This is a genomic window from Fusibacter sp. QWL-12 (assembly GCF_058683495.1).
Genome location: NZ_CM178745.1, coordinates 3,601,239 through 3,614,552, shown reverse-complemented (window position 1 = coordinate 3,614,552; position 13,314 = coordinate 3,601,239). Strand labels below are relative to the sequence as shown.

The following is a 13,314-nucleotide window of genomic DNA, read 5'->3' as shown; positions in this document are numbered from 1 at the left end:
TAGTATCATAAGCTAAGTACTTTACATAAATTTTACTTTAGTACTTGTGATTTGCTAACTTTTACCCGCTTTTTCTCTGGCGAGCCTTCACTTGATGCCGCTTTAACGATGTATTTATTGATCGCTTCTACATCAATTGGTTCTGTCTGATCATTTACCTTAATAATTTGTTCTTTTTTATCGATTTTTGCCTTTTTAAGTTTATTACTCTTACTTGCTTTATCTTTTTTGAACTTTTTATCACATTTCTCTTTATCTTTCTTTTTTTTATGATCTTCGTTACTTTTATCTTTTTGATCTTTTACTTTTTTAATATCCAGTTCTTTAGGACGGCATAGCAAATCATCAGAGTTTGCTACTCTACCACATTTTTTGCAAACGTATTTTGCAGGTAATACATACTTTGTATATGCCTTTGTATCTTTTTCAGCGAGTGAATAAAGCTTGCACATTTTTTTAGACATAATGTCACCTCTTTCTTTTTCTATGCTATATATATCCTTTTTATAGCGATATAAGCATTTGTAAGCTTATAATATTGATTTCTGTTAGTCGAAAGCATCGAGCCTTCAGGTTTTACCACTAGTGAGATTGTGGTTAAATAAAAAAAGCATAAGGAAGATCTCCTTACGCTTTTATATTTCCATAACTGTTGTCAAATAATCAACAAACTCCACTACAAGTAACTGAAAATAGGCTTTTCTGTCAAAGTGACATTAAATTCAACATGATTTATGCGTTCTGATAGTAGTTTGCACAAATAATTAAGGTAGACAAACTCACTTTCAAAATGGCCAACATCGATCAAAGCAACCCCAGTGCCTAGCACTACCTGTGCTTCATGATATTTTATATCAGATGTGATATAAGCATCTACATTTTGACGAATTGCATCTGATATAAAATCTGAAGATGCACCTGAACATACTGCAATTTTTTTTAATTCTGACGCTTTAAAGTTGACGCACTTTACGGTCTCGATGTTAAAGATCGACTTGGTATTTTTGATAAAAGCATCAGCTGATACACTTGATTTAAAAGTACCTATGATGCCATACCCATGTTCATCATTTAATTTAACGACTTCTTCTACCTCATATTGATCCGCTAGAAAACGATTTATGCCATACTCAAACGAAAGATCCAAATTTGTATGTGCTGATATTATCGAAATGTCTGATTTAATTAGCTTGATGATATTATTTGAAGGCGAAGCGGTTGAAACTAATTTTTTAAGACCCTTGAAAATAAGTGGATGATGCGAAATGATTAAATCGTAATCACCTGAAGTTGCCTCAGTGACGACTTCATCAGTGACATCTAGCGATAAGAGCACTTTTTTCACAACCTTTTCTGGGGTGCCTACTAATAGACCAGAATTATCCCAGTCATCTGCAGTTGAAAAAGGTGCAATTAGATCAATTGTATTTAATATACTTTCAACAGTTATACTCATAATCCTTTCTCCTTATTGACCGTTTCATCTAAAGTTTCTTCGATTTTTTCAATTAGTTTAAGCTTGTTTTGATTAGCTGTGTATATTTCACTATGGCTCTCTTTCGATATTTTTGAAATAACAGATTTATATTTGTGCTTTTTAAAATCTAAAAAAGTACGGTAGCCATCAGCATCCTTCAAATTAATGCAATAACCAAATTCCAAATCACTTGTAGGATTAATAAAAAGACTTTCATCAGAAGAATTAACTACATGGGCTAACTGATTATGAAGTGTTGAATTAGGGTTATAGGCAACTATGACTTCATAGTGTTTGTCCATATCAATAAAAAAATAGTCCCAAAGGATAACCATTTTGTGGTCGAGCAGCCAATTTCTTAGACGATCTTGTTCAGTCATAGGCTGAAGTAAGAAAAATGGGTAAGATAGGGTTTTATCTCTATCATGATTTAGTAAATCAATGATTAGACCGCCACCCATTCCTGCAATTGCAACTGCATCCACTTCACCCTCATTTAAAGGTTCTAACCCAGATCCTAGTCGAAACTCAGTACTGTAATTCTTTCCTTTAAAAGTTTGTTGTGCATTTTGAAGTGGACCTACGTTCACATCACATAAAATACTTGACTTTATTAATTGATTTTCAAATAAAACATATGGCAGATAACCATGATCTGTCCCAATATCAGCAATTCTGTTGATTCTGATAGGTAATTGTTCAATTTGAAATGCGAGTCGTTTGATTCTATTTGAAATTTTTATTCGTTCCAAGATTACACCTCGTAAAATACTTTTTTACCACTAGCAAAACGGTTACTTAAAAAAATAGAATTTGAGAAGACTCAAATTCTATTGATCATTAATGTTATATTGGCAGTCTATTCTAGATAATCTTTGAGTTTTTTACTTCTACTTGGATGTTTCAGTTTTCTGAGTGCCTTCGCTTCAATTTGTCGAATTCGCTCACGTGTTACATCGAACTCTTTACCAACTTCCTCAAGCGTACGCGCACGTCCATCTTCAAGACCAAAACGTAACTTGAGGACTTTTTGCTCTCTTGGTGTTAAGGTTTCAAGAACCTCCATTAATTGTTCTTTAAGCATAGAAAATGCAGCAGCATCAGCTGGTGCTGGCGCATCATTATCAGGAATAAAGTCACCAAGATGTGAATCTTCCTCTTCACCAATAGGTGTTTCTAACGACACTGGTTCTTGAGCAATTTTTAAGATTTCTCTTACTTTCTCAACCGTCATATCCATTTCTTTAGCAATTTCTTCTGGAAGTGGTTCACGACCGTACTCCTGTAAAAGTTGTCTTTGAACACGAATTAATTTATTGATGGTTTCAACCATATGAACTGGTATACGAATCGTTCTAGCTTGGTCAGCAATCGCTCTAGTGATTGCTTGTCTAATCCACCAAGTTGCATAAGTAGAAAACTTAAAGCCTTTTGTCCAGTCAAATTTTTCAACAGCCTTTATAAGACCTAAGTTTCCTTCTTGGATAAGGTCAAGGAAAAGCATACCTCTTCCTACATACTTCTTAGCGATACTTACAACAAGTCGAAGGTTAGCTTCACAAAGCTTCTTCTTTGCATCTTCATCGCCATCTGCCATACGTTTAGCAAGTTCAACTTCTTCATCACCTGATAAGAGAGCAACTTCCCCGATTTCTTTCAGATACATACGTACAGGGTCGTCGATATTAATGCCTTTTGGGACAGATATATCTATTGTTTTTTCGTCGTCTTCGTCCTCGTCTTCAGACTCATCCTCATCCATGTTGTCTATATCATCAAGGTCATCCAAATCGTCTAGGTCATCTAAGTCATCTAAGTCTTCGATTTCTTCTAAATCATCAAGATCGATATCTTCAATTTCATCATCTAGATCAGAATCTTCATCTTCTTCGTCATCCGAAACAATAGTAATATCCATCGCACTAAACGCTTCATAAATTTCTTCGATTTGATCTTTATCGATTTCGAGTTCAGAGAGCTTGTCTTGTATCTCTTTATAAGATAAGCTACCGTTTTTCTTTCCTTTTTTAATAAGTGCTTTTACTAATTCTTGGTTTTTGGCATTCAATTTTTCGCTCAATTGAATTGCCTCCTTTCAATTTTTTAATTTATGATTTCTGATTTTTAATGTAATCGCTTGTTTTTCAATGATTTTCTGTTGAATCAGCTGTTGGATACTCGTTGGATCCTCTGACTCCTTTAACCTTGATTTAAGCGCATTAATTTCTTCGTCTAGTGTTAGAGCGATTAGATTATTTAAGATGAGTTCAATATCATAATGTTCAAACGATTCTAGCTGATTGTTCATCAAATCAATTAAACCTGTTGATACATCGATGTCAGCATTTTCAATTATATTTTGAAGTGAAAATTGCTCATTTCTTTCAAAATAAGTGATAATTGTATCAACGATGTTCTGTAAATCCTCAGTAAATCTAAAAGAGCTAATTAGTTTCTTTTGAATTTCGGATAATTCATCATATCGATTGACAAAGTAAGTAATCAACTGCTTTTCAAGATATGCTTTTTTATCATTTGTAAGCTTAGTGATTGGCTCTTGAGTAACGACTTTACCTCGAAATCCATATTGGATATTCGCGTTATAATTGTCTTTGTATACTTCTTGAGCAATCAATTCACGACTGACATTCAACTGAGAAGATAAAATATCGATGTATAGATTTTTTTCAAATGCATTTGCCAGCTTTCCAATTATGACAACAGCTTTTGAAAGAAATTCAATTTTCTCCTGATCATTATTTAGATTGTAGCCTTGCATCAAATGGTTTAAACGGTATTCAGTCGCTGTAATTGCAGTATCGATTTTTTCTTTAAACTTATCTGTACCGTATTTTTTTAGAAATTCATCGGGGTCTAAGTTCTCGCCAAGCACGATAATACGTACTTTTTCAATGATGCCCTCTAGCACATCTAAACTTCTTAAAGTTGCCTTCTGTCCAGCAAAGTCAGAGTCATAACAAATGATAACTTCATCTGCATATCTGCGCATCAGTCTAGCGTGTTCTGTCGTTAGGGCGGTTCCTAAAGTTGCAACGGCGTTTGTAAAGCCATAGGTATGAAGCGCAATAACGTCCATATAACCTTCTGCGATAATTAACTGCTTTTTATCCGCTAAGTTGTTTTTTGCAAGATTTAATCCATATAAGGTTTGACTTTTATTAAAAACTTCAGTTTCTGGAGAGTTTAAATATTTCGGTAAGGATTGATCCATAACGCGACCACCAAAACCGATGACTTTCCCCTTCGGATTAATGATAGGAAATATAACTCTATTTCTAAAACGATCATAATAGCTACTGTGATCTTTATTAGGAATAATTAATCCGACACTCTCTAAATCTTTCTGACTGTATTTTTGTGATAGTGATTTTAGTAAATCAGCCCATGCATCACTTGAAAATCCTATACCAAATTGCTTGATTACATCTAAATGCAAGCCTCTATTTTCCAAGTATTTTAATGCCTCTGGGTGCGATCTAAGATTTTTATAATAAAAAACAGCCGCGTCTCTTAATATATCATAATACCTTGTTAATTGACTAGTGTTTTTTTGACCACCTCGCGCAAACTGAGAGATATCAACGTTGTATTTATCTGCTAAAAATTCAACGGCATCAATACTGTCTAAGTTCTCATATTGAGTTATGAATCCAATAGCATTCCCAGCTGCACCACAACCAAAACAGTGAAAAAGTTGCTTTTCTTCTGAAATAATAAACGATGCTGTCTTTTCATTATGAAATGGGCACAATGCTTTATAATTTCTACCGGAACGTTCGACCGTAATATATCCGGAAATGACATCGACTATGTTGACATGATCAAGGATGTAGTCGAAAATATTCCCATCATTTTTTATGCTCATTCCATCACCTTTCTTAAATTATTAAGAGACTCTAATTAATTCGACATTTATTCGGAAATTCCTTCTTTATTAACAAAAGTTTATATCCTAATAAACCCAAAATTTTGGTATAAAGAGCTCTTTATATAAATTAACTGCATATCGATCAGACATACTAGCGACAAAATCCTTAACTGCATCTAATCCGTCGCCGTTGTTAAAATCGATAAAGCGTTCTTCTGGCATCTGTTCAGGGTGATCCTTATAATATGAATAGAGTGCTTCAACGATATACTCAGCTCTTTCTTCTTCCTTTTTAGCTTCTTTATTATAGTAAACATTTTCAAACATAAAGTTACGTAGTGCATTGAATGCCTCTTCAATTTCAGAACTCATAAGAATAGAAGATTTTCCTTCACTATGTTTTATGATGTCCATAATCATAGTATTGATTCGTTCACCATGTGATGCTCCTAAAACGGCCTCAAGCTCAGACGGTATACTACTTGCTATTAGTACATTTGCACGGATTGCATCATCTATATCATGGTTTAAGTAGGCAATGCGGTCACATTTGCTGACGATTTCGCCCTCGAGTGTACATGGAGTTCCTTTTGAGCCATGATGGAAAATGCCGTCACGTACTTCTTCGGTTAAATTTAAACCAAATTTGCTATTTTTACGGCGTTCTAGATAGTCAACCACTCTTAAGCTTTGTTCATTATGCTTGAACCCACCTGGATGGATTTTGTTAAGTCGATCTTCTCCACAATGTCCAAATGGCGTATGACCTAAATCATGACCCAAACAGATGGCTTCAGTTAAGTCCTCATTTAATCTGAGTGCTCTTGCTATTGTTCTCGATAGCTGAGAGACTTCCAAAGTATGCGTTAATCTAGTTCGATAATGGTCGCCTTCAGGCGATAAAAAAACTTGGGTTTTATGCTTTAATCTTCTAAAAGATTTTGAATGTAAAATACGATCTCGATCACGTTGATAATCTGTTCTGATGGGACATGGCTCTTCATATACTCTTCTACCATTACTTTCTGCTACCTTTTTAGCAAATTGACTTAAACGATTAAATTCTTCTGCTTCTTGAGTTTTTCTGTAATTTTCCATGTTTCCTCCTTTTAAGAAATTAATCATACTGACTATCATACGGCGTATTCTGTATACAATATAATGCAATAGTTATATTCTATCAGCAATATTTTCAAAAGCAATAATGAAGTGATGAATTACTCGTTTATTGAACGAATTACTTTACATGGATTGCCACCAGCTATAACGTTGGATGGAATATCCTTGGTAACCACGCTTCCAGCACCAATGATAGTGTTGTCACCAATACTTACGCCTGGACATACGACAGCATTACCACCAATCCAAACATTATTTCCAATAGAAATTGGCTTAGCGTATTCTTTTCCACTACTTCTTTCAATTGGATCTATAGGATGTGTTGCAGTGTAGATTTGCACATGAGGCGCAAACAAAACGTTATCACCAATCGTCACTTTACAAACATCAAGAATCGTACAACCAAAATTTGCGAAGAAATTGTTACCAACTTCAATGTTGTATCCATAATCACAATAAAATGGAGGTTCAAAGTTAAACTCCCCCTTTGCATGTATTAGTTTTTTTATTATTTTTTTACCCTCCACCATTTCATTTGGTTTAAGGTGATTAAATGTGTAAGTTAACATCCTCGCTTTTTCTCTATCCAAAGTTAACTGTTCATCGCTCGCATAGTAATACTCTCCAGCTAACATTTTTTCTTTTTCAGTTTTCATATTATGTTTACCTTTCTTTACTTTATGTCTTTATTTGGTAGATCTGTTTTTTAACCTTGTTATATTATTACCCATTAATTATATGTTAAATGAGAATTTCTTTCAAAGGTAACACACATTTGTAATCCAAATAATATGTATCAACTTCTACAATTAACAAACATTAAGGGTATTGCCTATATAGATTAATAGACAATACCCTTTTAGTAAGTCATACTTATTAACTATTATAAAACCGTTAAACTGATAGCTACTAGTCTATTTGTTTTTAATCGCCGCATGTGCTGCTGCTAATCTAGCAATTGGTACACGATAAGGTGAACAAGAAACATAGTTTAGACCAGTTTTATGACAGAAATCAATGGATTTTGGATCGCCACCATGTTCACCACAAATACCAAGTTTTAAGGTGGCATTCGTATTTCTACCAAGCTCACATGCCATTTTAACGAGTTTGCCTACGCCATTTTGATCGATGGTTTCAAAAGGATCCTTTTCAAATACATTTTTCTTCAAGTATTCAGGTAAGAATTTACCAGAGTCATCTCTAGAAAAACCAAGTGTCATTTGAGTCAGGTCATTTGTACCAAATGAGAAGAATTCAGCTTCATTAGCAACTTCATCAGCGATAAGCGCTGCTCTAGGCACTTCAATCATAGTTCCAATCTTATAATCTAAAGTTAAATCTGTTTCACCGATTATTTGATCAGCTACTTTTTTAACGAGTCCTTTTAACTCAGTGAACTCTTTCATATGACCAACAAGTGGAATCATGATTTCTGGTTTAACGTCTATTCCAAGATCCTTTTTACAATGAACAGCGGCTTCAAATATTGCGATACATTGCATTTCATAGATTTCAGGATAGGTCATCGCAAGACGACAGCCTCTATGACCAAGCATAGGGTTGATTTCCATTAAATTATCAATTTTATATTTAACGAATTCATAAGTTTGACCAAGGTCCTCAGCTAAAGCCCTGATCTCGTCATCTTTATGAGGTACAAACTCATGTAAAGGTGGGTCTAAGAGTCTGATCGTTACTGGTCTTTCACCTAGGGCTTTGAAGATACCGATAAAATCTTCTCTTTGGTAAGGTAGCAATAGTTTTAATGCTTCTAAGCGTTCTTGTAACGTACCTGATAAAATCATACGTCTAACGTTAAGGATTCTTTCTTCACTAAAGAACATATGCTCAGTACGGCAAAGACCGATTCCTTCAGCACCAAATTTCACTGCAGTCTCAGCATCTCTAGGAGTATCTGCATTGGTTCTAACGCCAAGCTTTCTCACGTCATCAGCCCATGATAATAACAGTGCAAAGTCACCAGTAAGTGCAACTTCAACTGTATCCAGTTTACCACTGTAGACATTACCAGAGTTACCATCTAAAGAAATATAATCGCCCTCTTTATAGACGACATCGCCTACTCTAAAATACTTTTCTTCTTCATCAACAAAGATTTCACTACAACCAGCTACGCAGCACTTACCCATGCCTCTTGCTACAACCGCGGCATGTGATGTCATACCACCTCTTGCAGTTAGGATACCATTTGCGGCAACCATACCTTCAATATCTTCTGGAGAAGTTTCTGTTCTAACTAAGATACATTCATCGCCGTTTTCTTTATGTCTCGCAACATCTTCAGAATGGAAGAAAACCTTACCATAAGCAGCTCCAGGTGAAGCTGGAAGACCTTTAGCGATTGGACTTGCCCCTTTGATTGCATCTGGGTCAAACATAGGATGTAAAAGTTGATCAAGTTGAGAAGGCATAACTCTTAAAAGCGCTTCTTCTTTTGATATAACACCACTTTCAACCATATCTACTGCAACTTTTACTGCTGCAAAGGCAGTTCTTTTCCCTGTTCTAGTTTGAAGCATGAAAAGCTTACCGCGTTCAACTGTAAATTCTATGTCTTGCATATCTTTATAATGTGCTTCTAGCTTATCAGCAACATCAGTAAATTGTACGTATACTTCTGGCATAACATCTTTAAGCTCATCAATTTTTTGAGGCGTTCTAATACCAGCAACGACGTCTTCGCCTTGGGCATTAATTAGGAATTCACCAAATAATACATTTTCACCAGTTGATGGATTTCTAGTAAATGCAACGCCTGTTCCTGATGTATTTCCCATATTTCCAAATACCATGGATTGGATGTTGACTGCTGTTCCAAGGTCGTGAGGGATATCGTTATAATTACGATAAACTCTTGCGCGATCATTGTTCCATGAATTAAATACCGCCTCGATAGCAAACATCATTTGCTCTCTAGGATTCATTGGGAAATCAAACCCTTTTTCTCTCTTAACGATTGCTTTGTACTCAGTAATAATATGTGTAAAGTCTTCAACATTGAGCTGTGTATCTAGCTCGTAGCCCATTTTTTCCTTTTGGCCATCTAAGACTCTATCAAATTTGTACTTAGGTATTTCAAGTACAACGTCGCCAAACATTTGAATAAATCTTCTATAGCAGTCGTAAGCAAATCTTCTGTTATCCGTTAGAATTGCAAGACCTTCTACAGATTCATCATTTAAACCTAGGTTTAAGACGGTATCCATCATACCAGGCATGGAGATAACTGCGCCAGATCTAACTGATACTAAAAGTGGATCTTTTGGATCACCAAGTAGTTTACCCGTTTTGGTTTCCAATTTTTCGAGATAATCTAGAATTTGGCCTTGAATATCTTCAGAGATTTTTTTACCATCTACATAATATTGGTTGCAAGCTTCTGTAGTAATAGTAAATCCATCTGGTACAGGGAGGCCGATTTTTTTCATTTCAGCTAGATTTGCACCCTTACCGCCGAGTGATGCTTTCATTTCCTTGTTTCCTTCTTCAAAGGCATAAACATACTTTTTCATCATAAAAACCTTCCCTCACAAAGAATTTTATAAAAAACCCATAGTAAATCGAAACTTACTATGGGTAAATTACCTAAAAGTTATTTATTTGATGATGCCTACTTAAGTTTGATATTAAGACCAGTGATTTCGAGGATAATACTTGCTGTTTCCTCGATTGCTTTATTTGCAACATTGATAACTGGACATCCTAATTGTTTATAAACTTTTTCTGCATAATCTAGCTCATGAAGAATTCTATCGAAGTTCGCATACTCTACATCGGCTGATAAACCAAGTGCTCTTAAACGTTCAATACGAATTTCATTGAGCTTTTCAGGTGAATTTGTAAGTCCGATTAATTTGTTTTTTGGAACTTGAAATATTTCTTTAGCAACCTGAATTTCAGGTACTAATGGTACATTCGCTACTTTTACATTTTTATGGGATAAATACATACTCAGAGGAGTTTTTGAAGTTCTCGAAATACCTAAAAGCACAATATCCGCATACTTTAAACCCCTTAAATCCTTACCGTCGTCATACTTAACCGCAAACTCGATGGCTGCCACCCTTTCGAAGTAATCATCGTCTAGTTTGTACATCGTTCCTGGTTTTCTTACAGGTGAATCGTCAAAGAAGGATGAAAACTGTCCCAGAACTGGTGACAGGATGTCATGGCAAAGTACATTGTGTTTCGCACAGAGTGAGACAATGCTATTTGTCAGTTCTTCTATAACGGTTGTAAATAAAATCATGGATTTATGCTTAGATGCTTCAACGACAATTTCCTCAACTGCATCTGCATCTCTCACATAATTGTATTTTTTTACGACGTAGTCTTTATTGATAAACTGGTTCATTGCAGCTCTTGCAACATGCGAAGCTGTCTCACCTAACGAATCGGATAGGATAAATATATAATACCGATTGTCCATTGAAACCTCCTAGAATTAGTACGTCATAATAATTATATCCAAATATTTATTTCTAAAACCAAAATATTATCTGAAATGTTTGAATATTCAAACAATATTATATCACATTTTAGAACTTGAGTCTCGTACGGATATAATTTTCTAACTCATCAATTTTTACACGCTCTTGTTCCATAGAATCTCTATGACGAATCGTTACACTTTGATCTTCTTCTGACTCAAAATCATAAGTGATACAGAAAGGTGTTCCGATTTCATCATGTCTTCTATAGCGTTTTCCAATACTACCTGAGTCATCAAAATCTACATTAAAATGCTCAGCCAAATCTGCAAATACTTTCTCTGCACCTTCGTTTAATTTTTTTGAAAGTGGGAAAATAGCTGCTTTATAAGGTGCAAGTGCTGGATGGAAGCGCATTACGATTCTTGATGTACCATCTTCCAAAGCTTCTTCGTCATATGCATCGACTAAAAATGCAAGTGTAACCCTATCTGCACCTAGTGATGGTTCGATACAGTATGGGACATATTTTTCATTTGTAATTGGATCTTGATAAGATAAATCTGTTTTTGCATGCGTCATATGTGCTTTTAAGTCAAAATCAGTTCTATCCGCAATCCCCCATAGCTCTCCCCATCCAAATGGGAACTTATATTCGATATCTGTAGTTGCATTTGAGTAATGTGATAGCTCTTCTGCATCGTGATCTCTGAACTTTACATTAGCAGGATTCATGCCAAGTTTTAATAGCCAGCTCATGCAGAACTCTTTCCAGTAAGCAAACCATTTTAAATCTTCTCCAGGCTCACAGAAGAATTCAAGCTCCATTTGTTCAAATTCTCTTGTTCTGAAAGTAAAGTTACCTGGTGTAATCTCGTTTCTAAAAGATTTACCTATTTGGCCTATACCAAAAGGAACTTTTTTTCTTGCTGCTCTTTGAATGGCTTTAAAGTTAACAAAAATACCTTGCGCGGTTTCAGGTCTTAGGAAGATTTCTGTCGAAGAATCTTCAACAACCCCTTGGAATGTCTTGAACATAAGATTGAACTGTCTGATGCTAGTAAAGTCTTTCTTACCGCAGTTAGAACAAACAATGCCTTCTTCATCAATGTATTTTTCCATTTTTTCATTGCCCCAAGCATCTAAAGCTTCTGGTGTTTCACCTTTAGCCATCATATGTGCTTCGATCAATTGATCCGCTCTATATCTAGTTTTGCAAGACTTACAGTCCATTAAAGGGTCATTAAATCCGCCTACATGGCCTGATGCTACCCAAACTTCTGGATTCATAAGAATTGCACTATCGATCCCTACATTGTAAGGTGAACCTTGAATAAATTTCTTCCACCATGCTTGTTTGACGTTGTTTTTTAGTTCAACGCCTAATGGACCGTAATCCCATGTGTTCGCAAGTCCACCATAAATATCTGAACCAGGGAAGATAAATCCTCTTGATTTAGATAAAGAAACAACCTTTTCCATCGTTACCTTTTCCATAATGCCTCCTACCTTGTTGTGTGTATTTCTTACACCTGTCAACTTTCTTGACAAAAAATAAAATCTTTCATCCCAGAAGGGACGAAAGATTATTCCGCGGTTCCACCCTAGTTGGTCAAAAGACCCACTTTAGTATGCATAGCTCAAAAGCGCCTTCATATATCCTAAATGTTGATTTTCACCTTACATCAACTCTCTATAAAGTAGAACACATTACTCCTCTTTATCATCGCAGCAGTATATTTTTTTTGATTTTACCACAAAACTAAATTAGTGTAAAGGCTGAACTACAGTAATTTCATACAACCAAGAAACTTTGTTTCTATTATTCGTACTTATCTTCTTCCTCAAAGATATCTTCTTCAAAAATATCCTCTTCAGGAGCAGCTTCTGAAGGCTCTTCTTTGTTCATTTTTGATTTTTCTCTATTGATAAAATTCTTAAAATCTTCAAATTTTGTTTGAGTCATTTCATTAAAGTTGACTTCTTCGCCATCTTTCTTAATGATTTTGATTTCACAACCAGTAGCGATTGCAGCAATGATGCCAGCTACTGTAGGGACTGTAAAAATCACAGCACTAATTGCACCAGCAACGATAGGAAGATCTAGAATCGTTTTACCATTCTTTTGAATGATAATTTGACTTACTAAGCCTTCATTAACCAAAGCTTTTAATTTTTCAATCGTATCTTGACCTGCCGATCGTTTTGGAGATGATTTTTCTTCTAAGTATACGATTGCTTGTAAGACATCACCTTCATGTAACTCTAGAGCCTCTTTTGCGTCTTTATAGGATACGCCAGTTCTACTAATAACCTCATCAACCATTTCTAAAGTAATTCTCATAACATTCTCCCTTCTGATTATTTATAGTCAT

General features: G+C 35.2%; 11 protein-coding genes and 1 other annotated feature. All 11 genes read right to left on the bottom strand.

All coding sequences use genetic code 11. The features are described from left to right. Nucleotides 1–32: 32 nt before the first annotated feature. The 11 genes from AC4PID_RS17315 to AC4PID_RS17265 all read right to left on the bottom strand — a co-directional run bounded on the left by AC4PID_RS17315 (nt 33) and on the right by AC4PID_RS17265 (nt 13,283). Nucleotides 33–464 (bottom strand): hypothetical protein, encoded by a 432-nt coding sequence (locus tag AC4PID_RS17315; RefSeq protein ID WP_492133242.1) that lies wholly within the window; start codon nt 462–464, stop codon nt 33–35. A gap of 212 nt (nt 465–676) precedes the next feature. After that, nucleotides 677–1,456 (bottom strand): Nif3-like dinuclear metal center hexameric protein, encoded by a 780-nt coding sequence (locus tag AC4PID_RS17310; RefSeq protein WP_492133241.1) that lies wholly within the window; start codon nt 1,454–1,456, stop codon nt 677–679. After that, on the bottom strand, nt 1,453–2,229 hold the full coding sequence (locus tag AC4PID_RS17305; RefSeq protein WP_492133240.1) for a tRNA (adenine(22)-N(1))-methyltransferase: 777 nt from the start codon (nt 2,227–2,229) through the stop codon (nt 1,453–1,455). The genes AC4PID_RS17310 and AC4PID_RS17305 overlap by 4 nt, the downstream gene beginning before the upstream one ends. A 107-nt stretch (nt 2,230–2,336) precedes the next feature. Beyond that, entirely contained in the window at nt 2,337–3,557 is a 1,221-nt protein-coding gene (gene rpoD / locus AC4PID_RS17300; RefSeq protein ID WP_492133239.1) for an RNA polymerase sigma factor RpoD, read from the bottom strand. 15 nt (nt 3,558–3,572) lie between these two features. Next, nucleotides 3,573–5,363, bottom strand: a complete 1,791-nt coding sequence (gene dnaG, locus AC4PID_RS17295; RefSeq protein ID WP_492133238.1) for a DNA primase — start codon at nt 5,361–5,363, stop codon at nt 3,573–3,575. Between the two features lie 87 nt (nt 5,364–5,450). Then, nucleotides 5,451–6,464: a deoxyguanosinetriphosphate triphosphohydrolase gene (locus tag AC4PID_RS17290; protein ID WP_492133237.1), complete on the bottom strand. Its 1,014-nt coding sequence runs from the start codon at nt 6,462–6,464 to the stop codon at nt 5,451–5,453. A gap of 119 nt (nt 6,465–6,583) precedes the next feature. Further along, nucleotides 6,584–7,141: a sugar O-acetyltransferase gene (locus tag AC4PID_RS17285; RefSeq protein WP_492133236.1), complete on the bottom strand. Its 558-nt coding sequence runs from the start codon at nt 7,139–7,141 to the stop codon at nt 6,584–6,586. A 258-nt stretch (nt 7,142–7,399) separates the two neighbouring features. After that, nucleotides 7,400–10,024 (bottom strand): pyruvate, phosphate dikinase, encoded by a 2,625-nt coding sequence (gene ppdK / locus AC4PID_RS17280; protein WP_492133235.1) that lies wholly within the window; start codon nt 10,022–10,024, stop codon nt 7,400–7,402. A 95-nt stretch (nt 10,025–10,119) separates the two neighbouring features. After that, nucleotides 10,120–10,938: a pyruvate, water dikinase regulatory protein gene (locus AC4PID_RS17275; RefSeq protein WP_492133234.1), complete on the bottom strand. Its 819-nt coding sequence runs from the start codon at nt 10,936–10,938 to the stop codon at nt 10,120–10,122. A 109-nt stretch (nt 10,939–11,047) separates the two neighbouring features. Continuing rightward, entirely contained in the window at nt 11,048–12,439 is a 1,392-nt protein-coding gene (locus tag AC4PID_RS17270) for a glycine--tRNA ligase (RefSeq protein ID WP_492135396.1), read from the bottom strand. Between the two features lie 71 nt (nt 12,440–12,510). Beyond that, nucleotides 12,511–12,675, bottom strand: a binding site (T-box leader). Between the two features lie 86 nt (nt 12,676–12,761). Continuing rightward, on the bottom strand, nt 12,762–13,283 hold the full coding sequence (locus AC4PID_RS17265; protein WP_492133233.1) for a DUF4342 domain-containing protein: 522 nt from the start codon (nt 13,281–13,283) through the stop codon (nt 12,762–12,764). Nucleotides 13,284–13,314 lie beyond the last annotated feature (31 nt).

Excerpts from the sequence above, each read along its gene's own strand:
- AC4PID_RS17275 (WP_492133234.1), bottom strand. The coding sequence starts at position 10,938 with ATGGACAATCGGTATTATATATTTATCCTATCCGATTCGTTAGGTGAG.
- AC4PID_RS17310 (WP_492133241.1), bottom strand. The coding sequence starts at position 1,456 with ATGAGTATAACTGTTGAAAGTATATTAAATACAATTGATCTAATTGCA.
- ppdK (WP_492133235.1), bottom strand. The coding sequence starts at position 10,024 with ATGATGAAAAAGTATGTTTATGCCTTTGAAGAAGGAAACAAGGAAATG.
- dnaG (WP_492133238.1), bottom strand. The coding sequence starts at position 5,363 with ATGAGCATAAAAAATGATGGGAATATTTTCGACTACATCCTTGATCAT.
- AC4PID_RS17315 (WP_492133242.1), bottom strand. The coding sequence starts at position 464 with ATGTCTAAAAAAATGTGCAAGCTTTATTCACTCGCTGAAAAAGATACA.
- AC4PID_RS17265 (WP_492133233.1), bottom strand. The coding sequence starts at position 13,283 with ATGAGAATTACTTTAGAAATGGTTGATGAGGTTATTAGTAGAACTGGC.
- AC4PID_RS17290 (WP_492133237.1), bottom strand. The coding sequence starts at position 6,464 with ATGGAAAATTACAGAAAAACTCAAGAAGCAGAAGAATTTAATCGTTTA.
- AC4PID_RS17285 (WP_492133236.1), bottom strand. The coding sequence starts at position 7,141 with ATGAAAACTGAAAAAGAAAAAATGTTAGCTGGAGAGTATTACTATGCG.